We start from the raw sequence: 24,472 nt of genomic DNA on the forward strand, positions 1-24,472 counted from the left end.
TCGCGGCTGTTAACTTATCGCGAGAAAATTCAAGTAACACACTGGTTAATATTTAAATTGATATAGTAACCCTATTTAAAATAGTGAATAAGCCAGAATACAAACCTGTTAAGCCGTTCTGAATCTTAACCCTTGTGATATCAGCAAAAAAAGTCGGAACACGCGGCGAAAAAATAAAAAATCCCCCTAACAGAGCAGAACCCTGAATGCTTATGCAAATAAACTTTCAAACATTATTTTCGCGAGGGGAAATTTAATGTAAAGATACTCTTTTGTACCGTGGAGCAAATGCATGAGCCTGACGTCCGGTTCCCCCGATAACACGCATCCGGTTAGCATCGAAAAGTCACACAGCCGCAAAGTCCTGGGGGCAACCAGTCTTGCTCACCTTTTCCATGACGGCGCCACCGACCTGCATTACGTCCTTTTTGCTATCTGGCAGCAGCAATTCGGGCTTTCCATGGCTCAGATAGGCCTGCTTAAAATGCTGTTCTCCGGCGCGATGTCAGCCTTTCAGATCCCCGCAGGGGAATTAGGTCGAAAGTACGGCGAACGCAAAGTCTTAATGGCTGGCACCCTGCTTTTGACCGTCGCGCTGCTCCTCTACGGCACCTCATCAACGCTGATACAGCTCATGGTACTGATTGTCATCGGTGGGCTGGGCGCCAGCGTTCAGCATCCCTTATCATCCAGTTTTATTACGCAATATTATTCCGCGAAGCAGGCCCGTATTGCGCTTAGCACATATAACTTCTTTGGCGATGTCGGCAAAGGGGTGATTCCCAGCACGCTGTCGGCCTGCCTGCTCGTCATCTCCTGGGGAAGCGCCCTGCAGTGGATTGCCCTCTTTGGCTTCCTCGTCACCCTGGGCCTGTACCTGTTATTGCCGGTTGGCAGCATGGCCGCGCAGGCAAAGCCGCTCACCACCGAAGAGACACACAGCCAGCCTCATCAACAGGCGCTAAATCTTCCCGACCCCTTGCGTCGAAGGGCTTTCGCCGCGTTATGCGTGATCGGCAGTATTGATAACGCAACGCGCACGGGCACGCTGACGTTTCTGCCTTTTTTGATGGCCGCACGCGGGGCATCGGCGACGCAAATTGGCTTTGCGCTGACCTTAATCTTTATTGGCGGAGCATTTGGTAAGCTGGTTTGCGGAATATTGTCGACCCGGCTTGGTATCATCAAAAGCGTCGCGGCCAGTGAGATAATCACCTCCGCTATCGTGCTGGGGATGGCATATGCCCCGCTGCACGTTATCTGGTTACTGTTGATTCCTCTGGGTGTGGCGCTGAACGGCACCTCCTCGATCCTCTATGGCAGTGTTGCCGAGCTATCCCGCCCGCAACAGCAAACCCGCGCGTTTGCCATTTTCTATACCGCGTCACTGGGGTGTGGCGCCCTGATGCCCGTCATCTACGGTATGGCAGGCGATGTGATGGGGGTACAACAAACCTTAATTCTTGTCGCGCTACTGGTGCTTTGCATCCTGCCTTTGCTCATTCCCATCAGAAGCGCAACCAGGTATAGCGGGCAGTAAGTGACGAAAACAGTCTCTCTGACACCCGTCGCTCAAGGCCTGGACGGGTGTTCGCATTTTCTAAACTAAAGCCTCGGATTATGCTGTTTTGTTTGTTTTGCCTGAGCGGGTATACCTTGCGGGGAACCCACTTACTGGCAGGCAACGATGAGCACACATACCCGCATTCGCAAATTTAATACCAAAGACACCTACCCCAATCAGTCACTGGATAACGATCTTTGCCAGGCCGTGCGTGCAGGCAATACCGTGTACGTGCGCGGCCAGATTGGCACCGATTTCGACGGCAATCTGGTGGGGCTTGGCGACCCGGCAGCCCAGGCTGAGCAGGCAATGAAGAACGTAAAACAGCTACTGGAAGAGGCGGGCAGCGATCTGTCGCACATCGTCAAAACAACCACCTATATCATCGACCCCCGCTATCGCGAGCCAGTTTACCAGGTTGTCGGCAAATGGCTAAAGGGGGTCTATCCCATCTCAACCGGGCTGGTTATTTCCGCGCTGGGTCAGCCGCAGTGGCTGATGGAAATCGATGTTATCGCGGTGATTCCGGACGAATGGCAAACCCCTGGGGGAGAATAAGATCATGACGATATCGATTATTGGTCGCTGCGCGCAAACCGGCCAGTTGGGCATTGCCATCAGCTCATCCAGTATCGCGGTGGGCGCACGCTGCCCCTGGCTGCGCAGCAAGGTTGGCGCGGTCTCAACCCAAAACATCACCTTACCGGCGCTGGGGCCGCGTATTCTTGACAGATTACAACAGGGCGAGAGTGCCGAAACCGCGCTGAAAAGCGGCCTGGACACGGATGACTATTCTCTGTACCGGCAGGTGACTGTGCTGACCGCCGGGGGTGAAAGCGCCTTCTACAGCGGCGAAAAAACCCTGGGGGTCAACAACGCCCTGAGCGGCGAGAACTGCGTGGCGGCGGGCAACATGCTCGCGGATCCCAATGTCATTGTCGCGATGATAAACGCGTTCGAACAGCAATCCGGCCATCTTGCTGACAGGCTCATTGCCGCCATGCACGCGGGCCTGCGCGCAGGCGGGGAAGCCGGTCCGCTGCATTCGGCGGCGCTGTCGATCGTGGATTCTCACGTCTGGCCGATAGTGGATTTGCGCGTCGACTGGGCTGACGCCGCCCCTATCGATGAACTCGGCAAACTCTGGCAGGTTTATCAACCCCAGATGCAGGACTATTTAACGCGGGCGCTCGATCCCCGTAGCGCGCCGGGTTACGGCGTACCCGGCGATGAGTAACGGCAAGGAGATCTGATGATGACCAGCCGTGAAATGCTGGAACAACTGGTGGCGTTTAACACCACCAGCCGAGAATCGAATCTGGCGCTGATCGAATTTGTCGGGCGCTATTTAACCGGGCTCGGCGTTGATTACGAATTGATTCACAACGCCGAAGGCAGCAAAGCCAATCTGTATGCGCGGCTTGGCCCGCCGGGTCACGGTGGCGTTATGCTATCGGGCCACAGCGATGTGGTGCCCGTTGACGGGCAGAACTGGAGCGTCCCCCCCTTCGCCCTGACGGAGCGCGATGGCAAACTGTATGGCCGTGGCACCGCGGACATGAAAGGCTTTATTGCCTGCATTCTCGCCGCCATCCCCCACTTTCTTGCGCAGCCGCTGGCGCAACCGCTGCATCTGGCGATTTCGTATGATGAGGAAGTCGGGTGCCTCGGGGTGCGAACATTGCTGGATGCGCTCTCCCATCGTGCGGACAAGCCCGCTATCTGCCTGATTGGCGAACCCACTGAACTGCAACCGGTTCTTGGTCACAAAGGCAAACTCGGCGTGCGTTGTGAAGTCCAGGGCGCCGCCTGCCACTCGGCTTATGCGCCGCAGGGTGTCAATGCCATCGAATATGCCGCAAAACTTATCCATCATCTGACGCTAATCGGCCAGCGGCTGGCCGCGCCGGAGCATCATGATGCGCGTTTTGATCCCCCTTTTACTACGGTGCAAACGGGTCTTATCCAGGGTGGCCGGGCGCTGAATATCGTGCCCGCCGACTGTACCTTTGACTTTGAGGTGCGAACATTGCCGCAGGATGATGCGCAGGAGGTGGCCCGTGAGCTGGAAAGTTACGCACAGCGCGAACTCCTGCCCGCAATGCACGCGGTAAATCGTGATGCAGCGATCCGCTTTTATCCCATCAGTAGTTACCCCGGTTTGTACACCGCTGCGCAAAGTGCCGCCGCACGGCTGGTCGCCCATCTCACCGGATCGGAAAAATTCAGCACCGTCGCCTTCGGGACCGAAGGCGGGTTGTTCCATCAGTCCGGTATTCCCAGCGTGATATGCGGGCCAGGCAGTATGGCGCAGGGCCATAAACCGGATGAGTTCATTACCGTCGAACAGCTAAACGCCTGTGACGCCCTGCTACGCCGTCTTGCGACCTGGATGTGTCAAAAAAGATAACACTGTCGCGGCATCATCCCCTCTGAGGTTCCCTTGATTGCAGGGCGTGCGCCGGCTCGCCCTGCCTCCCTCTGCTTCGCGTTATCTCTGCTTTACCTTTTCCAAACACCAGCTTCGGGAAGCACTAACCGCGTCTTCGGCGTTTAAGCCGTATGCTGGTTTCAGGCATTTGATAGCCCCTTTCTGGAGATTACATGGTCAGTGCAGAAGTCACCCCGTTCCCGCAGCCCGCAAGGCTGCAACCCGACATGAGCAACAGGCACGTTGCCGTACGACTCGATGGCGTACTCAAACGCTTTGGCGACGCCATCGCCTTACACAAAATTTCCCTGATGATTGAAGAAGGGGAATTTATCACACTGCTTGGCCCGTCCGGCTGCGGCAAAACCACGCTGCTGAATCTGATGGCGGGTTTCGCCGGGGCGGATGGCGGCGAAATTTTCATTGATGGCGATCTGGTGACAGATACCCCGCCCTGGCAGCGTGAAATCGGCATTGTGTTTCAGAACTACGCCCTGTTCCCGCATATGACGGTCGAAAAAAACGTGGGCTACGGTCTGCGCATGCGCGGCGTACCCAAAGCCGAAATCGCTGAACGTGTTGAACAGGCACTGGCGCTGGTAAAACTTGCCGGTTACGGCCATCGCAAACCACGCGAGCTTTCGGGTGGGCAGCAGCAGCGTGTGGCGCTGGCGCGTGCGCTGGTGATCCGCCCCAAAGTCCTGTTGCTTGATGAACCTTTCTCCGCACTGGATAAAAACCTGCGCCTGTCGATGCAGGTTGAGTTGAAAGCCATTCAGCGCAAGCTTGGCGTCACCACGGTCTTCGTGACGCACGATCAGGGCGAAGCGCTGAGCATGAGCGATCGCGTGGTGGTGATGTCTGCGGGGCATGTTCGCCAGATAGGCACGCCGGATGAGATCTATCGTCGTCCACAGGATCCCTTTGTTGCAGGGTTTGTGGGTGATGTGAACATTCTGCCAGGTCGCTACACCGGTCGCGATGGCGTGGCGATGCTGGAACTGGGCGGCAGTGTGCTTCGCCTGCCAGCGGATCGAGTACATGCCACGATTGGCGAACGCCTGGATGTCTTTGTTCGCCCGGAAAATATTCAACTGGCCGCCCTGGGCCCGCAGTCACTGCTCAGCGCCACGGTGATTGCCCATGTCTTTCAGGGCGATCATGTCGATGTGCATCTCGATGTGCCTGCGCTGGGTAGCGCCACGCTCTTTGCACGCCAGTCCGGTCTTCATGCGCTGACACGCTGGCCCGTCGGTAGCCTGGTGGGTATTAACGTTGATGATGAAGGTGTCTGCGCATTTAGCGCGGCAGACCGGGATACACGCGCATGATACCTGAAATGATGAACGCCATAATTGCGGGCCGACCAGGTGGTCCGGAGGTCTTAGAACAGGTGCAGCGCCCGGTGCCGCAACCGGGCGCAGGTGAAGTGCTGATTCGCGTTGCCAGTGCCGGGGTCAATCGCCCCGATATTCTGCAACGCAACGGCATGCCGCTGCCGCCGGGAGTCACCGATGTGCTGGGGCTGGAGGTTTCAGGCACCGTCGTCGCGCTGGGTGCAGGCGTTGACGCCCCCGCGCCAGGCACCCCGGTCATGGCCTTGCTCAACGGCGGAGGGTATGCAGATTATTGTGTGGCACGTGCCGAACTCTGTTTATCCGTTCCCGAAAACCTGCCTCTCCCGCAGGCGGCAGGCGTGCCGGAAGCGGCCTTTACCGTGTGGCATAACCTGTTTGAACTGGGCCGCTTGCAGCCTGGGGAAACCGTGCTGATTCACGGGGCAGCCAGCGGCGTAGGAACATTTGCTATTCAGTGTGCACAGGCGTGCGGCGCGCGCGTGATAGCAACCGCGGGCGGCGCGGAAAAAATTGCCGCACTGCAACAACTCGGAGTATGGCGCGCCATTGACCGCCACGGCGAGGATTTCGTCGACGTCATTCTGGCGGCAACCGGGGAGCGTGGTGTGGATGTGGTGCTGGATAACGTGGGGGGTGAGTACGTGGCACGCAATCTCAGCGTGCTGGCACCGGGCGGGCGCCACGTCAGTCTCTCATTTATGCAGGGGGCAAAGATTGAACTGGACCTGCAACAGGTGATGCGCAAAGGGCTGAGTCTGACCTCTTCCACCCTGCGCCCCAAAAGCCTGGCCGAGAAAACACGCCTGGCGCAGGGCATCAGTAAACATCTGCTGCCACTGATCGCCGCCGGAAAAATCGCGCCGCGCATTTATCAAACCCTGCCTTTAGCCCAGGCCGCAGAGGCCCATCGCATTCTGGAAGCCAACGCCAACATTGGCAAAGTGCTGCTGCAGGTGGCGTCATGATGCAACTCTTTTTTGCCACCACCTCCGCCTATGTTCGCAAAGTGATGGTATGCGCAACCGTACTGGGGCTTGCTGAGGAGATAGAACGGCTGGATTCCGCCGCGCACCCGGTGGTGCGCGACGAACGTATCGCCCTCTTTAACCCGCTGGCAAAAGTCCCGGCGCTGCGTACCGAAGACGGGCTCTGTCTCTATGACAGCCGGGTTATTTGTGAATACCTCAATACGCGTGCGCAGGGCCATTTATACCCGGAAAACGCCGAGGCACGCTGGAAAAGTCTGGCACGCCAGGCGCTGGGCGACGGCATTATCGATGCCGCATTACTGGCGCGCTACGAGTTCACCGCGCGCCCGCCTGAAAAGCAGTGGCAAGGTTGGGCCGACGCCCAATTGAAGAAAGTCACCGCCGCGCTGGCGGAGATTGAACACCAGGTCAGCAGTTTTCGCGATCAACCCGACGATATCGGCCTTATTGCCATCGGCTGTGCGCTCGGTTATCTCGACTTTCGCTTTGCCGAACTCAACTGGCGTGCCAGCCATCCGCTTACCGCCGCATGGTTTGCCCTCTTTGATGCGCATCCGGCGATGACCGCTACCCATCCGCACGTTTAATCAGGAGTGTGCATGTCACAGCAGATCTACTTTCTTAATGGGCCGAACGCCAACTTATATGGCCTGGATAAAAACGGCACGTATGGCAGCGAAAGCTTTGCCAGTCTTGGCGAACGCTGCCAGCGCCGCGCCGGGACACACGGCGTGATTTTGCATTTTCGCCAGAGCAACCACGAAGGCGTGCTGGTTGACTGGATCCAGGAGGCGCGTCAGCACGCCGCAGGGTTAATTATCAACGCCGCGGGGTTGACCTACAGTTCCGTCCCCATACTGGATGCATTGCTGATGTTTGATGGCCCGATCATTGAAACGCACATGAGCAACATCTGGAAGCGTGAGCCATTTCGCCATCACTCCCTTGTCTCCAAAGCGGCAACCGGTGTGATTGCCGGACTGGGCGCGGTGGGCTACGAGCTGGCCATTGATGCGGTGGTCAATCTGATGGGGACACACAGCGCATGAGCACCTTAGTGTTTTACAGCGAATTCGATAGTTTCGAAGAATGGTCGGCCCTTCTTGCGCCACGTTTGCCCGGCGTGACGATTTGCCGCGCCGAAACAGTGCAAAACCCCGATGAGGTGCACTATGCGCTGGCATGGAAGCCGCCACACGGGTTCTTTGCGCCCTACCGCCATCTTAAGTTACTGGTCAATCTCGGCGCGGGGGTCGATTCACTGGTGGGGCGCGACGATCTGCCGCCGGTTCCGATTGTTCGTCTCTCCGATCCTGATATGGCGCGCATGATGGCAGGCTACGTGCTTTTTGCGGTATTGCGTTACGCACGTGATATCCCGGCATTCGAGCGCGCGCAGCGTGAACAGCGCTGGCATTACCTCCACCCGCGTAGCCCTTCTGGTATTCGCGTTGGGGTGTTGGGATTGGGGGAACTGGGCGCGTATACGGCACGGGAACTGGCACGCCAGGGGTTCGACGTGCGCGGCTGGTCGCGGACACCTAAAGCCATCGACGGTATTCACTGTCGCAGCGGACTGGCCTCGCTGAATGATTTTCTCAGCCAGAGCGACATTCTGGTGGTGATGCTACCTCTCACCCCACAGACGGCGGGCCTGCTCAGCGCAGACCGGCTCTCTCGCCTCCCCTGTGGCGCCGCCTTTATCAATGTGTCGCGCGGTGCGATTGTCGATCAGGCGGCACTGACAGCGACGTTGCGCTCAGGACAGATTGCACAGGCCACGCTGGATGTGTTTGAGCGTGAGCCGCTGCCGCCGGGCGATCCGTTATGGCGCATGGACAACGTGCTCATCACGCCGCATCTGGCCTCCGTTGCCATTCCGGCCAGCGCCGCACAACAGGTGGTGGATAACATTCAGCGCGCCGCACGCGGCGAGCCGGTGACCGGCCAGGTCTTCCCGGCGCGTGGCTACTAAGTTGCCGCCCCGCCCGGTATCACGCCACCCGTACCACCTGCGGATCGAAATAGCTCGGTGCCGCCATGCCGGGAATATACTGATCGGAGATAAAAATGCGACAGCGCTCAGCAAAAGCGTTAACCACCATTGAATGCTGGGTGTGGGCTGCGGTCGCGTAACCCAGTTGCATCGGCCTGTTCGCCCCTGCCAGCCGCACGCGAATCAGACGTTTGCCATCCTGGGATAAATGCGCTTTTGGCCGCACGTTGGCGATACCAAATCCCACGCCATTTGCCACCATCGAGCGCACCACCTCCATATTGCTGGAGCGCATCACCACGTTGGGCGTAACGCCCGCCTCGCTGAACAGCCCCAGGAAATATTCGCGGCTCCACGGCATATCCAGCAAGACCATCGGCATGGTCGCCAGATCCTCGATGGTCACCGCTGAGTGGGTCGCGAACGGATGATGTTCCCCCACCATCACATAGGGCGGCAATTGGGCCAGTGCGGTGAAGTCAATATCGCTGGCGGGGACTAAATCGTAAGTCAGCGCGATGTCGATATCGGCGGTGCGCAACTGTTTGAGCAACTGTTCATGGTTGCCTTCGACAAGCGTAATGCGCACGCCGGGAAAGGCGCGTCCAAAGCCGAATACCAGCTCAGGCGTCAGCATCGGCGCCAGCGTGTCCAGGCAGCCTACCCGCAGCGGGCCGCGCACATTGTTCATGGACTCCGAGGCAATAGTATAAAGATTCATCATCTGCTCCAGAATGAGCTTTGCCTCTTTCAGAACCTGATGACCGATGGCAGTCAGCGAAACGCCCTGCGCATGATGGCGCACAAAGAGCTGTACGCCCAGTTCAGATTCGATATGGGTGATGGCAGCAGAGATCGACGGTGATGAAACGTGGATACGTTCTGAGGCGCCAATGATGCTGCCCGCCTCCCCAGAGGCGACAAAATATTCCAGCTGACGCTGGGTAATGCGACTGAGCATGCAGGTTCTCCTGAGATCGCCGACGCGATCATGTCGCGCCAGTCATTCTAATAGTGCTAATTTTTATGCAGTTATCATGCCAAATGAAAAATAACAGCATAATCCCCTGGTTTTGTTGTGCCCTTCTTCTCTTCATCCTTATCACTGGTTAAGAAAATCCGTTGCAAAGCAGCGCCTTTTTTAGCCTCAGAAATTCCGATGCAACGGCGAGGAAAAGGCTGTTTTACGCCATCCGTTCACCACGTCATTATCGCTTTCACACCAGGGAACACCGCTTGCACCGTTCTGGCGCGCCGGGTTTCAGACTGCCACAACAGCCATTTCATAGATGGGGATAAGAATATGTTGCGTAAAATTCGTGCCTTAACGTTGTTGACCACATGTGTGCTAAGCGCAGGAAATGCGATGGCCGCAGACAAACTGATTGTCAGCACCTGGGGCGGCGGCTTCAAAGATTTGATCGATGAAACCATCGCGAAAGCCTTTACCAAAGAGACCGGCGTGGAAGTGCAGTTTGTTACCGGCGGCACCATCGATCGCCTTAATAAAGCCAAACTGGCCGGCGGGTCACCGGAAACTGACGTGACCTTTACGACTGCGCATGTGGGCTATCTGTATGCCAATTCCGGCCTGTTTGAAAAACTCGATATGAGCAAAATCCCCAACGCCGCGAACCTTGTCCAACAGGCCAAAGTCAGCCCCTATCACCTCGGCGTCTGGGGTTACGTTTACACCATCGGCTACCGTCCGGATTTAGTCCCCAAAGACGAAACCTTCGAGAGCTGGAACGATCTGTGGAAATCTGAGCTCAAGGGCACGCTGGCGCTGCCTGACTGGGATCCGAGCCACATCATTGCAGTGGCCGCCAAACTCTCCGGCAGCGACGCAGCGCACTGGGAACAAGGCCAGGCGAAGCTTAAGGCGCTGATCCCGAATATCAAATCCTTCTATACCGATGATGCCAACAGTCAGCAGTTGATCTCCACTGGCGAAACACCGGTACAGGTGATGCTCTCGATGAACGCCTACAACATGATGGCCGAAGGGGTGGACGTCAAACTGGCAATGCCAAAAGAAGGTGCGATTTTGGGCGTTGATACCATCGGGATCAACAAAGGCACCCGACATAGCGAACTGGCTTATAAGTTTATCAATATTGCCTTACAGCCCGAGATACAGGAGCAGGTGGCGAAGATTTATCACGGTAGCCCAACGGTAACCAACGCCCATATCGATCCTGAACTGGCAAAACTGCCGGGTATGCTGACCACACCCGCCCAGTGGAATGCCTCCATCAATACCGATCCGCAACTGCGTGCGGAGAAAACCGCACAGTGGCGTCAGTGGTTCTCTGAAAACATCATGTCTCATTGATTTGCCGGGCGACGAACACGTCGCCCTGGTTCTACCGGCAGCACATTACTCAGGCAGCACGTTATGACGAGAAAACCGACATTTTTACCCTGGTTCATTATTCCCGCGACGCTAACCGCCGTCGGGCTGGTTATCGCGATGTTGGCGGTGATGCAGTTCAGCGTGCGCGCTTATATCCCCGGTTCGCTCGACGTGGGCGGATTTACGCTGGCAAACTTTAGCGGTCTGTTCAAAAGCGTCTATGCCGATGCGTTTATCAACACGGTTATGCTGAGCGCCAAAACCGCTTTTTTTGGCCTGTTGATGAGTTATCCGCTGGCGTTTGCCCTGGTGCGCACCCGCACAATCTGGGTCAAATCCACGATTCTGATTATTGCGATCACGCCGTTGTTTCTCGGCGAAGTGGTGCGCACCTACTCATGGATTATCGTCCTGGGTAACAGCGGCTTCCTCAATAGCCTGCTGCTGGCGCTGGGTGTTATCTCCACCCCCATTCAGTTTATGTTTACGCAAACGGGCGTGGTGCTGGCGTTGGTGCATGTCACCATGCCGATCATGGTGCTGATGCTGGCAACCGCGCTATCGCACATCAATCCCGATTATGATAAAGCCGCTACCAGTCTTGGCGCGGGACCAATCCGCGCCCTGCTGACCGTGACGATCCCCCTGTCCATCCCCGGCATCGTCGCCAGCCTGACTACCGCGTTTGCCTGGACGTTTAGCGCCTTTGCCACACCGCAACTGATTGGCGGGGGACGCGTCAGCACCGTCGCCACAATGGTCTATCAACTGGGGTTCTCCTCGATGAACTTTCCGTTTGCTGCCGCGCTGAGCATCGCCGGTTTAATCCTGACCATCCTGTTGCTGATGGCGCTAAAACGCATGACCCGGTTCCTGCACGCGATGGGAGAACATTGATATGACCCGTTCACTTAACGACAAACTGACGATACTGGCAGGCCGCCTGCTGGTCGCCGCTATTCTGGTTTTTGTCATGCTGCCGACCATCGTGGTGTTTATCTCCTCGTTCAGCAGCACTGCCGTGTTGTTTTTCCCGCCAAAAGGCTGGTCGCTGCGCTGGTTCGAGCGGGCGGTGAGTTATGACGATTTCCGCCACGGTTTTTACTCCGGGCTGATTGTCACCGCGTGGGCGTCGTCGCTGGCGGTGATCATCGGCGCCACGCTGGCCATTGCCATTGAACGCTATTCCTTTGCGTGCAAGCAGGTGCTGGAAGGCATTCTGCTGTCACCGCTCTTTATCCCCCACTTCACCATTGGCCTGGGGCTGTTGATGCTGGTGTCGCAACTCAACCTCGGGCGCGGTTACCCACTGGTGATTTTCTGCCACATCGTCCTGGTACTGCCGTTTGTGTTGCGCAGTGTGTATGTGTCGTTAAAAAACCTGGAGCAGCGCATTGAACTGGCGGCGGCAAGTTTGGGGGCATCGCCGCTGCGCGTGGTATGGACCATCACCGTGCCGCTGATTTTACCAGGACTGTTTGGCGGCTGGCTGTTTGCCGCGATCCTCTCCTTTAACGAATTTACCGCATCGTTGTTTATTACGACCCAGGCAACGCAGACCCTTCCGGTGGCGATGTACAACTATGTGCGTGAATTTGCCGATCCAACACTCGCTGCCCTGTCGGTTATCTATATTGCCGTCACCGCCACGATGTTAATTATCGCCAATAGGTTTCTAGGTCTGGGGAAAATATTAAATGTTGAAGCCAGACATTAATAAACCGTGAAGAAATGCACGCGGGCTATTGCGCCGCGCTGCATTTAAAAATGCCTGATTATCATTCATACCGCCCCGATGCCGCGTAGCGATAAAAATATCGAGGGTCGCTTATATTTAGGGATTCACTATGCCAACAGAAAAAATCAATACTGTGATTGTCGGTGCAGGTCAGGCCGGTATTGCCATGAGCGAGCATCTGACATTAATGGGCGTGCCCCATGTCGTGCTGGAGCGCAGCCGTATTGCTGAGCGCTGGCGCTCTGAACGCTGGGATTCGCTGGTGGCGAACGGGCCTGCGTGGCATGACCGCTTTCCGTCGCTGCAATTCGACAATATCTCCCAGGAAGCTTTCCCACCCAAAGAGCGCATGGCACAGTATTTTGAAGACTATGCGAGGATGATTAATGCCCCGGTGCGCACGGGCGTTGACGTGAATCAGGTGACTCGCCTGGCAGGACGCAGCGGATTCAACGTGGTGACCTCTGCCGGAGAATTTGAAGCCGCCAATGTGGTCGCCGCCACCGGCCCGTTTCAAAAACCGTCGTTTCCGCAGATCGTCCCGCAAAGCGCCGGGGTGCATCAGATCCACTCCTCGGTTTACAAAAATCCGCAGCAACTGCCCGCAGGCGGCGTACTGGTTGTTGGAGCAGGCGCGTCCGGTACGCAAATTGCCGAAGAGCTGCGCCAGTCAGGGCGTGACGTTTATCTGTCAGTCGGTGAACATTATCGTCCACCGCGCAGTTATCGCGACCGTGATTACTGCTGGTGGCTGGGCGCGCTGGGTCTGTGGGATGAAGTGAAAATAAAGCCGAAGAAAGAGCACGTTGCCTTTGCCGTGAGCGGTTATGAAGGGGGCAAAACCGTCGATTTCCGACGCCTGGCGCATACCGGTATTACGCTGGTGGGCATTACCCAAAGCTGGGATAACGGTGTGCTGCGCTTTGCCGAGGGGCTGGCGGAGAATATCGCTGCGGGCGATAACGCCTATTTTGATGTACTGCGCGATGCGGACGCTTATATCGAACGCAACGGGCTGGATCTGCCACCGGAGCCGCAGGCGTGGACGTTACTGCCGGACCCGGAATGCCTGCTCAACCCGCTGGCACAATTAGATATTGCCGCTGCCGGTATTACCACCATTATCTGGGCGACGGGATTTAAATTTGATTTCGGCTGGCTACAGGTGGATGCCTTCGATGAAAAAGGCCTGCCGTTCCATAAACGCGGTATTTCAGCAGAACGTGGCATTTATTTCCTTGGCCTGCCGAATCTGGTCAACCGTGCCTCTTCGTTTATTTACGGCGTCTGGCATGACGCAAAATATATTGCCGATCATATTGTTTTGCAAAACGCCTACAGCGACTACGTTAAATCATAATGATCAGGGTATCGCGGCTGTTCATCAGCCGTGACACATAGACTTTTGCGACAGAAAAGCAAGGAACATAAGGTGAACGGAATGACCATCAGAGCCGCATTCCCCCCCCTCCACCGGCCCTCTTCCTCAAGGAAGAGGGGACCGTTCGTGCTCGCATTTTTGTGGGGATTCCTCACATTGCGGGTGGTGAGCGTAATGCGGCCCCTTATGAAACAGAAGCGTTATCGGACATAAGACGGCGCCAGTAGCTTTTCGATCTCATCGGCGGGCAAGGGTTTCGAACACAGATACCCCTGCATAGCGTCGCACCCCAGTTCCATCAGCAATTTTTTCTGCTCCTCTGTTTCAACGCCTTCCGCAATCACGCCGAGCCCCAGACTGTGCGCCATCGCAATAATGGCCGTACAAAGTTCAAACCCCACCCCTTTTAAATCTTCCACGAAGGAGCGATCAATTTTGAGAAAATCAATATTAAATTTTCTCAGATAGGCCAGTGATGAATAGCCGGTGCCGAAATCGTCGATGGCAATCTGAATACCAATCTGATGCATCATTTTTAAATTGTGGTTGACGCGTGTTTCCGAATTAAGCAGCAACCCTTCGGTGATTTCAATGGTGACCGCATCACCCATAAGGTTATGATTTTGTAGATCCCGAATCCAGGGGATATCTTCAAACTCCTGGCTGCGTAACTGTATTGGTGACAGATTAATAGCCATTTTGAGTTGAGGGTCATATTTTTGCCGCCAGTAAGCCAGTTGTGTAATAGCCTGTTTTGCGATCCAGTTGCCCATGGGGACGATAAGACCGGTATCTTCGGCCAGCGGAATAAAGGTATCCGGGCTAATAATCCCCTGTACCGGGTGGAGCCAGCGAACCAGTGCTTCCATTCGGGTAATCTGCCCCGTGGTGAGCGAGACAATCGGCTGGTAATAGACCACAAACTGGCTCTCTTCGAGCGCCTTTCTTAAATTTCTCATCATCCGCAGACGCGCATGAATCGCATCATGCAGGGCGCGGGAGTAGTAGCGGAAATTCTTTCGCCCCGCGTTTTTAACCGCATACATCGCCTGGTCGGCGTTCTTGAATAAATCTTCGAGGTTTTCTGTATCAGTGGGATAAAGAGAAATGCCAATACTGGCCGAGACAAACATGGTCTCGCCGTTAATCGTAAATGGAATTTCCAGTTTACGGAGAATCTTGCGGGCAATATCCGTACATTCCGCCGGATCGTTAATGTCCGGGATAATGATGGCAAATTCATCGCCACCCAGGCGCGCGATACATTCGGCGTTACTGGCACATTCAAGTAAGCGCATAGCCACGCGGCCTAATAATTCATCACCCGCCCGGTGCCCCATACTGTCATTAACCGATTTAAATTGATCGAGGTCGATGAGCATCAGCGCCATGATACGGTGGGTGCGCGAGGCGTGGCGGGCCGCCTGTTCAAGCTTGCTTTGAAACAAATGACGGTTGGGCAAACCGGTGACCGCATCATAATTTGCTTGTTGCCAGATGAGTTCTTCCTGTTTTTTACGTAGGGTAATGTCGGAAAACATGCCAACGTAATTAATCACATTGCCCGCAGGATCTTTTATCACCGAAATGCTCAGCTCTTTGAGAAATTCAGTGCCGTCTTTATGCCGGTCCCAGACCTCCCCCATCCACTGTCCGCTGTCGTTTAATGCCTGCCACATCTCGGTATAAAAAGAACGTGGATGGCGGCCCGACTTAAATTCCCGAGGATTGTGCCCCTTCACCTCCTCCAAAGACCATCCCGTCAGGATGGTGAAAGCCGGGTTAATACTAATAATATTATTGTCGCAGTCGGTCACGACAATGGCTTCCTGGCTCGCATCAAACACGGCTGCCGCAATTTTCATTTGCTCCTGCGCCTTTTTGCGTTCGGTGATGTTCTGAACGTAGACCAGCCTGGCCGGTAGTCCCTGGGCAGGATAAAAGGTCACGGACTCCGAAAAGACCGTCATTTGCGAACCATCATGATGCAGGACAGGCCACTCTCCGCCAAGGCGGGTGCCTTCTTTGATAAATTGATAATGACGTTGCAGAACAGCCTGTTTATCTGCGGCTGGAAAAATCATGGTGAAGGAGTGATGCAACATCTCTTGCTGCGTATAGCCATAGATATCGCAATAAGCGGGATTAACAGTCAGATAATGTCCGTCATAATCAATTACCGCTATTCCGACGGGACATTTGTCGAGGATTGCCTGAAATAAGCCACTTTCATCCCAGTGAGTTTTATTCATATTGCCCCCGCCACGATCAATAAAAACGGTGATTTTCCCTCAGCGCGTAATCACTGTTTCAACCCCACGCCATAATAAGCAAGCTCAATATGGAAATCGGTAGCGAACAGGTTTATAACGCAGAAAAATAACAGAATCGATTTATCTCGTTCAATGTATACATCATGTATTCTTTAGCGTTTTTTGGAAATGCCTTTCCTCTTTCAGAGCGGCCATTTGCTTTAATTAGCGCCTTTCACTGCTTTGCGATTAAAATAAACGTCTTCACGCTGGCTTAAACGCAACCATGCGCACTTTATTCAGCACCCGAAAGATCCGCTCAGCAGACTAAAGCAGCAAGCGAAGCGTGTGTTGCTCACCCTCGCATCACCACACCGACACACCGACCACCTTGTCGCCCCGTTTAACTTTTCTCTGCAATGTTAAACAAAACCTGCAAGCTTTCTGATCACAAAGAGAAAATGCCCCACTACCCGCCATTTTCACCCGTTCTTTTACAACAAGTTAATAACATAAAGTGATAATTAGAAACCCTCCCTGTAAATAAATTTGATGTTTATTGTTAAAAACCCCTGTGTTTTGTGAGGTTGTTCACTGTTCCCTGTCAGCTTTTCCTTAACATTGCCTGCGCATGTTCAGTCAGCGCTTTTATTCGCATCAGCAGAGTATCGTTATTCTGCGGCAGGAATACGTTGCCAGGAGTTTAAAAGCAGTCATGGACACTCTAACAATCACATTTATGAACAGGGGATGATCAATGTCGACATATTATTTTCTACCAACACGCAATGTATTTGGTGAAGGTAGTGTTCAGGAAGCCGGTACGTTGGCAAAAACGTTAAATGTGAAAAAAATCCTTATCGTCACGGATGCATTTCTGGCAAAAAGCGGCATGGCTGATAATGTTGCGAAGATTTATCAAGAAGCCGGTATCGATGTACATATTTTTGGCGGCGCAGAGCCAAACCCCACGGATAAAAACGTCGCGGCCGGCATCGAATGCTATCGTGAACATGGCTGCAATGGGATTGTCTCACTCGGTGGCGGCTCCTCCCATGACTGCGCCAAAGGTATTGGCCTGGTTGCGGCAAACGGCGGGAATATTCGCGATTACGAGGGGGTGGATAAATCCAGCAACGATATGATCCCGCTGATGGCGATTAATACCACGGCTGGTACCGCCTCTGAAATTACCCGCTTCTGTATTATTACGGATACGGAACGCAAGGTGAAAATGGCGATCGTCGACTGGCGCGTCACCCCGCAAATTTCCATCAACGACCCGGAATTAATGGTTGGCATGCCCCCTTCCCTTACCGCTGCAACCGGTATGGATGCGCTGACGCATGCTATTGAAGCCTATGTGTCGACAATGGCGAATCCGTTAACCGATGCCGCCGCATTACAAGCCATTAAAATGATCACGCAATACCTGCCCAAAGCGGTAGCCAACGGTGAATATATGAAGGCAAGGGACAATATGGCCTATGCCCAGTACCTCGCCGGGATTGCATTTAACAACGCGTCACTGGGCTATGTTCATGCGATGGCGCACCAGTTAGGCGGCTTCTATAACCTTCCTCACGGCGTGTGTAACGCGATTCTTCTGCCCTATGTTGAATCATTTAACCTTATCGGCAACCTTAATCGCTTCCGTGATATCGCCGAAGCCATGGGTGAGAAAGTCGCCGGTCTGTCGACCGATGAAGCCGCCGTGAGGGCGATTGCCGCCATTCGTCGCCTGAGCAAACAGGTCGGTATTCCTGCCGATCTGAAAAGCCTGGGGGTTAAACCGGAAGACTTCGCCATTATGGCGGAGAACGCCAAAAAAGATGTTTGCCAGTTAACCAACCCACGAAAAGCGACGAAAGAGCAGGTCATCGAGCTTTATCGTCAGGCTTACGAAGGCGAAGGCGCGCTCTGAATTAGCGCCGTTTAGCGTATAACGGCACCGGCCACTGAGAAAGATCCACGCTTCGGCGTGGATCTATTCTCCCGACAAGACTGCCCTAGTTTTCTGCCAGCATTTTTGCCATCCACACACGGTCAATCGCACCGGTATCATAATGGGCAAGGGTAAATACCTGGGCCCGACTCATCGCCTGCGCGAGTTCAGGTGTGATATTAAAGCTTGCCGCCACTTCATGCTCTTCAAGGCCGGGGCGACGCCGACGACGCTCAACGCGAAAACGTAGCTGGTTATATTTAGCCCAGCCGATAAGTGTCAGACTGATCATACAAGCCACCAGCAGATAGACACTCAGGGTGCTGAGCGTGGTATAAAACGGCCGGACGCCCATAAAGGGATCGTGTTTTATCGCCACCACCAGCCCGCTATAGATCAGCCAGCAAAATCCCAACCAGGCAACAAGCGTTAAAAACACATCAAGCATGCGCGGAAACAGACGCTGTTCAGTAAAAATTAACGGTTCGATCATGGTTCAATTCTCCCGATACCGCGGTCGGGGCTGACCCAACGCGCTCTGCTGCGTTTGCGCCGCAGCATCACTTTCGGGAAAGCCACCAGGGTTGTGAACAGGCTCAACATCCAGTACACCACCGGAAACCAGATAACCCAGAACAACGACGCCGCAATGCCTTTTTCATAGCGCCGTTCAATAAACAGGCTGACCGCGAATTGCAGCAGGCAAACGACGCCAAGCATCAGGCCAGTAAATGCGGGTGGAAAGAGATGCTGAACATGCAGTGAATCAGGCATAGGGATGACAAGCCCGATGAGAAACAGCACAATCGTCATCGCATAGGCAAATGCCCACACGCTGGACATACAAAACTCAATAAACAACGGCCACATGCGTCGATATTCCCAGCCCCACAGGCGACGCATATTGACAATAAAGACTTCGGCACCGCCCTGTGCCCAGCGCAGACGCTGCTTCCAGAGCCCTTTTAACGTCTCAGGCATCAGGATCCAACACAGCGCACGGGGTTCAAAAAAGATGGACCAGTGGCGCAGTTGCAACTTCCAACTGATATCAATGTCTTCGGTGATCATATCCGGGCTCCAGTAACCCACCTCAGCCAGCGCCCGACGACGAAACGCGGCAATGACGCCGGAAACAGTAAAAACCTGCCCATAGACACGTTGGGTTCGCTTGATCAACCCGATGATTGATGAAAACTCACCGACCTGCACCCGCCCGATAAGCGTTGATCGCGTGCGAATACGCGGGTTACCGGTCACCGCCCCCACGCGCGGATGATTTAACAACGGCGCGACCATATATGCCGCCGCATCTTTATCCAGCAAGGCGTCGCCATCAATGCAGACCAGAAAATCACTGCGTGCCGCGGCGGCTCCGGCCGCAAGCGCTACCGCTTTGCCCTGGTTTTCCGCCAGATGGATGACCCGCAGCCGTGAATACTCTTCGGCCAATTGATCCAGCACAGCGCCCGTGTTGTCTTTCGAACCATCGTTAATGGCAATGACTTCGATATTGTCGTAACGCTGGGCCAGGGCGGCTTCGATGGTTTCCCGCGCATTCAGCCCTTCGTTAAAGCACGGTATAAGAATGGAAATCAGCGGATTTCCCGCAAGCGTTGGCGCAGGTGTCCCTTCCCCCCATGGCCAGTAACGCTCACGATGAAACCAGAAATAGAGGCCACCGCTCATCCAAAGCGCAGACATAAACAGCGGCCAGAAAAAGACGAAATCCAGAATCACTTCACCCGTAAAGACCACCGCCACACCGAGCGGAAAACTGAACATCAGGCAAAGGATCAGGAATGCGATGATGCGATCGGTCATTTTTGTGGATACCAGTATGATGAGAAAGCGGGGCGTATCTCCGCCATCCGGGGTTGATCGTTGATGAAGTCATCCGGGTAATAGCCGTAGTTTTTGGCGCCGCTCAACCGAAGTTGTTGCATCCACCCGATAAGCATTTCATCACTGATGCCGTCCTGCCCTGCCCCTTTGCGCCAGTTACGCGCCTGCAACTCAAAGACCGTTTTCTCCATTGCGCCAGGGTAACGGGCCACGCGCCCGACCAGCCTGTCCAGCCAGTCGTTCGCGTCTTTCGGCGAAATATCTTCCATCAACGGCATCGCCATCGGTGCCGTCCAGTCATAGGTGCCAAGGAAATCATTCAAATTTTGGGCAAACCAGGTTTCGCTCTTTGGCTCCAGCACCGGCATCGCGTAGATATTGCGCGCCGTTTTCACCTGCGGGCCGCGTATGGATCGAACGGTTTGCGTGAGTTGTTCGGTGAAATCAATCAGCGCCCGGCTTTTAAAGCGCGTCCAGCGCTCAAGTAGCTGGGGATTGGCACGAATTTGCGCAATGTCGTGAGGAAACCCGGCAGCGCGATACGCGTCCAGCGCTGCCGGAGAGGCATCTTCATAGTCCGTCAGAAACGCATCATCGTGGAACAAAATGCCCTGAAAGCTGGCATGGCGAGCCAAATCTTCGTAGATATCGTTGATCCGCTTACGGGCCACGGGGCTCCAGGGTGACAGCCGCGCATAGTGCCTGCTGTCAGGCGCTGTACGCCCGGCGCCCGGCGACCATGCCATCACACGTGGAACAGAGGCATCAAGATTGAAAGCCAGCACCGGCATCCAGGCATAGACACTCACAGCCGCGCGGGTCTGGAGTTGCCATGCGACAAAGTTGAATAAATCGGCGCGCATCGGCAGCCAGCGGTTCGGGAAATAGAGCGCCTGCACATTGCCATCCCCTTTCGGGTCGGCATAGGCCTGCAAAAATACGTGCGTGATATGCATATCAAAGACGCGCTGAATGAGCGCATCGATATTTTTACGCTGCTGCGCGGGGTTTTTGTCATACACATAATCCAGGTCGATGTGCATAACCCGCATAGACTCAGGCTCTCTGACCTGCGCGACCTGGTCGGCAAACTCACGAAGCGACGGATTACCAGTGATAAGCATACGGGGTATGTCGTCCAGGTTTGCCGCATTGGCCAGGCCCTGATTGAGGGTAAAAGCCATCTGATAACCCTGCTGCTTCGCCAGCCTCAACGTGGTGCCACTCGCCGCACCATACGGCCAGACCCACGCGCGCGGTGAATGTCCCGTCACCTCGGTAATTTTCCGGCTGATATGCACAAGGTCAGCGCTCATGCGTTGCTCAAACTGGCTATCGGTTTCGTACTGCCCGGTGGCGTCATTGAATCCGCGATTTGCCGCGGCAGGCTCGCGGCTGCCCTGCGGATTCGCTTGTTGCCCATAGTGCGAAGCCCAGGTGTGTGCGCCAATCTCCACCAGCGACGACTGGCTGGCTTCGCGTACCATTTGCCAGGTCGCAAATTTATCGCGTGGCGTCTTTAGCCCGCCAAAATCAATCGGAACATTGGCTGGCGCATCTACCCAAATGCCGACAGGTGCCCATAAGGCATGCCATTTATAGGATTTGAGCAGAGGTAAAACACGTTTGATAAAGCTGCTGTAACCGTCATCAAAGGTCAGCAGTACTGCTTTCGGCGGCAGGACACTCTTGCCGGCGTGAGCATCGAGCACCTGCTGCACGCTTATCGGGTGGTAGCCATTAACATGCAGCCAGGCAAACTGATCGTTAAGCGCACTGGTGCGCACGGAAAGATAGCGCTGATCCGCGGCGTTATCCTCCACGTCGTGGTACGCCAGCACCAGGAAGCTGTTTTTTGGCCAGGGCTGTTCCGCGTAGAGTGGCGCCCGCGCGGAGGGGGAAAGGTAGCGTGGCGCTGGCGCGCTGGCACACACGTTTGCCAGTACCCACCCTGCGATCACAATGACGATGCGTAGCCAGTGTTTAAACATGCGTGTCCTTAAAATCTGACATTCAGATCAAAAGCGAGGGCGATATTTCGCTCACGCTTGCCATCGTAAGGACGTTTGTCCCAGGAGAGCGTCACCCCGGCATCCACTACGTTATTCCATTGAATGCGCTGCCCGTAGCCAAGCTGAGTAATGGCACCGCTATTGTGTCCTTGTTGCCAGTAGCCCCCCGCGCCCACGATAAACTGCTGTTTCCAGACGGTATCGTAATGGTGATACATCACGTGCTCCGCGCGCAGGCCCGCAACGGCTGAAACGTCACGTTTGGGGTTGTAATAAGGCGCATTGTCTTTGCTGTTGTGGCTACCGTTGATGGCGGGGATGAAATCCAGCGTAAAACGCGGCCGGGTCCACAGCCGCTCTTTGCCGCTGATGCCGTACTCCAGGCGATCATTGCCGTCCGTAAAATGGGCGCCCGCCAGTGAAAACTGGTATTCGCGACGTTCGTTGTGATACCAACGCAGCCAAAGGTCGCCGCCGTTGGAGCTTACGCCATTGCGTAACGCACGCAGCGGCGTATTACGCGATAACCGCTCCGCCGAACCACCCACCCGCCAGTTGTCATTAAAATCGTGCCAGGCAGACAGGCGTCCACCGACTTTCTGCCCGTCGCCGTAGTTATGCCCGGACACTTCCAGTTCGGCCCAGTTATCCCGTGAGGTCCACTCAGCACCGGCGCCAATATCGCGGTTAATCCCCTTGCCTTCTTCAAACTCACCGCTGGCAAAGTTATAGCCCGCAAAGAGTCGCCAGTTATCGTTTATGGGCGGGCTGTAGAGAGCGGTGTTCAGGGTGAAATCATGTTTGCCGCTAATGGGGCTGTCCGACGAAATCCCCTGCGTGCCGCTGATACGCAGCTCCGCTTTATTGTGTACCGCCAGCAGGCGTTCGAGCTGACGGGTAGCGAAATCATCGGGACTGCGTGCGACCACATCACTGGTCAGTTCATTGGCCTGCCGCCACTCCTGCAATTCCAGCGCCGTCGAGGCCTGCTGTCTCTCCAGCGCCAGGTTGGTGGGTTCAATGACCTCAGCAAGCTTAAGTTCGCGTTCTGCCGCGTGCGGGAGGCCCCGCGCCAGCAAGACCGACGCTAAAGCAATACGCAGATCCTGATTACCCGCAGCCTTGCTCACCAGCGTTTGCGCTTGTTTTTGTGCGGCAGCTAAGTCATTGGTTGCCGTGAAATAGTCGATAAGCAATGACTGACCGAGCAGCCAGTTATCGTTAGGTTGCGGTGTGGGTGAACCCTCGAAATAGATGAAGTAAGGGCTTTTACTGATGTAGGTGTCCAGTTGCTGCTTTGCTTTATCGAAGTGATTATTGTCGAGACGTGCATAGAAAAGGTCTTGCTGGTCATCCATGGTGAGCGGCATCACCGCGACAGGGCCATGCGGGTAGAAAACCGCTTCCAGCATTGATTCCGCTTTATCAGGCTGTCGCTCGGCAAGCCAGGCAGAGGCAACCCAGCGCCGGGCATAATTGGGGACGTGTTTTCCATCGGCCTCCAGCGCTTCATATTCGGCAATGACCTCAGCACTGCGTTTGCGAATCACCAGGGCACCCAGTCTGTCGATTCTGGCGCGCCGCACATCCTTTTGCGCCTCGGGGTTATCTTTCCAGGCAGCGATGAAGGCGTCATAGCGGGCAAGCGCCTGATCGGCCACCAGATAGCGCTCTTCTTCGTTGCGGGCGGGTGTAAACGCCGCGCGTACTGTCTGGGCGGCGGCATCGAGTTCAAGCTGGCGGGTGATCGCATCGGACTGCGGGTTGCGCTCGTAAAGCGACAGCGCGGGGCCGGCTATCCGGTTAGCCGTCATGGCAGACAACAGTGTCGGCACCACATTTTTGCTTGCCGGTGAATCCGAATCAACGCGGGTCGCGGCGAGTAACGCATCCCAGTTTTTACCCTGCGCCTTGTAAACATAAGCCAGCAGCGCATCGCGTTCCGGCCCAGGAGACTGCTCTGCCCACTGCTGTGCGGCGGTAATGGCCTCTTCGTTACGCCGGGCATCGGCGAGGGTCATTATCCATCCGGTTCGCGCGTCGTTGTTGTCGGGCTCCTCACGCAAAACGCGCTCCCAGACATTCAGTGATTCATCCCACTTTTTCAGATTGCGCAGAGCGCGTGCCACGGCGATTTGTCCGCGGACCGGAATGACCATTTTGTCCTGATAGCGGCCCCATACTTCCAGCGTCTGTGCATCGTTATCTGCCCAAGCGGATACCTGTAGCCAGTCGGCAACTTGCTCTGGCGTCAGCGGCGCAGTTTGCTCACGGGCATTGAGATACGTTAGCAGCGGCTGGCGATCCCCTTTTCGTGCCTGAATAATCAGCTCATCGTAGGCAGGGTTCGCGCCATAGGCGAAAAATGGCAACATCATGCTCACTGCAAATAAGCAGGTTCCTGATTTAAACCGTTTCACTGAATTAACACGCCGATGAAGAGTAACCATAACCATCCCTGCACCTTTATATCGAAAGTGAGCATTTCATTAATTTATTGCCGCAATATGACGAAAAATTAATAAATACACCAGACCTACAAATGCATGACGAAATAAAAAAATATCATACTTTTCTCCTATTTTTATTTATTAAAATGCAAACT

20 protein-coding genes are annotated in these 24,472 nt (G+C 55.0%); 14 read left to right on the top strand and 6 right to left on the bottom strand.

The window, feature by feature from the left end:
- Nucleotides 1-292 precede the first annotated feature (292 nt).
- The 9 genes from MRY16398_RS16125 to MRY16398_RS16165 all read left to right on the top strand — a co-directional run bounded on the left by MRY16398_RS16125 (nt 293) and on the right by MRY16398_RS16165 (nt 8,317).
- Nucleotides 293-1,540 carry an MFS transporter gene (locus MRY16398_RS16125; RefSeq protein WP_125124789.1) on the top strand — a complete coding sequence of 416 codons (1,248 nt, stop codon included), beginning with the start codon at nt 293-295 and terminating at the stop codon, nt 1,538-1,540.
- A gap of 147 nt (nt 1,541-1,687) precedes the next feature.
- Entirely contained in the window at nt 1,688-2,122 is a 435-nt protein-coding gene (locus tag MRY16398_RS16130) for a RidA family protein (protein ID WP_039079255.1), read from the top strand.
- Nucleotides 2,123-2,126: 4 nt separating this feature from the next.
- Nucleotides 2,127-2,801: a DUF1028 domain-containing protein gene (locus tag MRY16398_RS16135; protein ID WP_125124790.1), complete on the top strand. Its 675-nt coding sequence runs from the start codon at nt 2,127-2,129 to the stop codon at nt 2,799-2,801.
- A 15-nt stretch (nt 2,802-2,816) separates the two neighbouring features.
- Nucleotides 2,817-3,974 (top strand): acetylornithine deacetylase, encoded by a 1,158-nt coding sequence (argE, locus tag MRY16398_RS16140; RefSeq protein WP_125124791.1) that lies wholly within the window; start codon nt 2,817-2,819, stop codon nt 3,972-3,974.
- A gap of 194 nt (nt 3,975-4,168) precedes the next feature.
- Nucleotides 4,169-5,326 (top strand): ABC transporter ATP-binding protein, encoded by a 1,158-nt coding sequence (locus MRY16398_RS16145; RefSeq protein ID WP_125124792.1) that lies wholly within the window; start codon nt 4,169-4,171, stop codon nt 5,324-5,326.
- Between the two features lie 8 nt (nt 5,327-5,334).
- Complete coding sequence (locus MRY16398_RS16150) at nt 5,335-6,318, top strand: NAD(P)H-quinone oxidoreductase (RefSeq protein WP_232034338.1); 984 nt, start codon at nt 5,335-5,337, stop codon at nt 6,316-6,318.
- The gene (locus MRY16398_RS16155; RefSeq protein ID WP_125124794.1) at nt 6,315-6,929 is read left to right on the top strand and encodes a glutathione S-transferase; all 615 of its coding nucleotides are present in this window, start codon (nt 6,315-6,317) and stop codon (nt 6,927-6,929) included. The genes MRY16398_RS16150 and MRY16398_RS16155 overlap by 4 nt, the downstream gene beginning before the upstream one ends.
- A gap of 12 nt (nt 6,930-6,941) precedes the next feature.
- Nucleotides 6,942-7,391: a type II 3-dehydroquinate dehydratase gene (locus MRY16398_RS16160; protein WP_107223273.1), complete on the top strand. Its 450-nt coding sequence runs from the start codon at nt 6,942-6,944 to the stop codon at nt 7,389-7,391.
- Complete coding sequence (locus MRY16398_RS16165) at nt 7,388-8,317, top strand: 2-hydroxyacid dehydrogenase (protein ID WP_172600661.1); 930 nt, start codon at nt 7,388-7,390, stop codon at nt 8,315-8,317. Before MRY16398_RS16160 ends, MRY16398_RS16165 begins: the two co-directional genes overlap by 4 nt.
- Nucleotides 8,318-8,336: 19 nt before the next feature.
- Here MRY16398_RS16165 and MRY16398_RS16170 read toward each other — a convergent pair whose 3' ends face one another.
- Nucleotides 8,337-9,299, bottom strand: coding sequence for a LysR family transcriptional regulator (locus MRY16398_RS16170; protein WP_039079263.1), 963 nt, complete (start codon nt 9,297-9,299; stop codon nt 8,337-8,339).
- 342 nt (nt 9,300-9,641) lie between these two features.
- On the opposite strand from MRY16398_RS16170, the gene MRY16398_RS16180 reads away from it, so the two are divergent.
- From MRY16398_RS16180 to MRY16398_RS16195, 4 genes are all read left to right on the top strand, one after another.
- Nucleotides 9,642-10,673: an ABC transporter substrate-binding protein gene (locus MRY16398_RS16180; RefSeq protein ID WP_125125690.1), complete on the top strand. Its 1,032-nt coding sequence runs from the start codon at nt 9,642-9,644 to the stop codon at nt 10,671-10,673.
- Nucleotides 10,674-10,736: 63 nt separating this feature from the next.
- Entirely contained in the window at nt 10,737-11,591 is an 855-nt protein-coding gene (locus MRY16398_RS16185) for an ABC transporter permease (protein WP_125124795.1), read from the top strand.
- A 1-nt stretch (nt 11,592) separates the two neighbouring features.
- Nucleotides 11,593-12,411 (top strand): ABC transporter permease, encoded by an 819-nt coding sequence (locus tag MRY16398_RS16190; RefSeq protein WP_039079266.1) that lies wholly within the window; start codon nt 11,593-11,595, stop codon nt 12,409-12,411.
- A 130-nt stretch (nt 12,412-12,541) separates the two neighbouring features.
- Nucleotides 12,542-13,792, top strand: a complete 1,251-nt coding sequence (locus MRY16398_RS16195) for a flavin-containing monooxygenase (RefSeq protein WP_125124796.1) — start codon at nt 12,542-12,544, stop codon at nt 13,790-13,792.
- Nucleotides 13,793-14,013: 221 nt separating this feature from the next.
- Here the strand turns inward: MRY16398_RS16195 and MRY16398_RS16200 are convergent, their stop codons facing one another.
- On the bottom strand, nt 14,014-16,065 hold the full coding sequence (locus MRY16398_RS16200) for a putative bifunctional diguanylate cyclase/phosphodiesterase (RefSeq protein ID WP_039079268.1): 2,052 nt from the start codon (nt 16,063-16,065) through the stop codon (nt 14,014-14,016).
- Nucleotides 16,066-16,822: 757 nt separating this feature from the next.
- Here MRY16398_RS16200 and MRY16398_RS16205 point away from each other — a divergent pair.
- Nucleotides 16,823-17,989, top strand: coding sequence for an iron-containing alcohol dehydrogenase (locus MRY16398_RS16205; RefSeq protein WP_039079269.1), 1,167 nt, complete (start codon nt 16,823-16,825; stop codon nt 17,987-17,989).
- Nucleotides 17,990-18,074: 85 nt separating this feature from the next.
- Here the strand turns inward: MRY16398_RS16205 and pgaD are convergent, their stop codons facing one another.
- Genes pgaD through pgaA form a run of 4 tightly spaced genes read right to left on the bottom strand, consistent with a single transcriptional unit; the run spans nt 18,075 to nt 24,317 of the window.
- Nucleotides 18,075-18,503 (bottom strand): poly-beta-1,6-N-acetyl-D-glucosamine biosynthesis protein PgaD, encoded by a 429-nt coding sequence (gene pgaD / locus MRY16398_RS16210; protein ID WP_071194903.1) that lies wholly within the window; start codon nt 18,501-18,503, stop codon nt 18,075-18,077.
- Nucleotides 18,500-19,834 (bottom strand): poly-beta-1,6-N-acetyl-D-glucosamine synthase, encoded by a 1,335-nt coding sequence (pgaC, locus tag MRY16398_RS16215; RefSeq protein ID WP_039079271.1) that lies wholly within the window; start codon nt 19,832-19,834, stop codon nt 18,500-18,502. Before pgaC ends, pgaD begins: the two co-directional genes overlap by 4 nt.
- On the bottom strand, nt 19,831-21,846 hold the full coding sequence (gene pgaB / locus MRY16398_RS16220; protein ID WP_125124797.1) for a poly-beta-1,6-N-acetyl-D-glucosamine N-deacetylase PgaB: 2,016 nt from the start codon (nt 21,844-21,846) through the stop codon (nt 19,831-19,833). Before pgaB ends, pgaC begins: the two co-directional genes overlap by 4 nt.
- A gap of 8 nt (nt 21,847-21,854) precedes the next feature.
- Entirely contained in the window at nt 21,855-24,317 is a 2,463-nt protein-coding gene (pgaA, locus tag MRY16398_RS16225) for a poly-beta-1,6 N-acetyl-D-glucosamine export porin PgaA (RefSeq protein ID WP_071194923.1), read from the bottom strand.
- Nucleotides 24,318-24,472 lie beyond the last annotated feature (155 nt).

The sequence above is a fragment of the Phytobacter sp. MRY16-398 genome, assembly GCF_003925915.1.
Classification (GTDB): Bacteria; Pseudomonadota; Gammaproteobacteria; order Enterobacterales; family Enterobacteriaceae; genus Phytobacter; species Phytobacter diazotrophicus.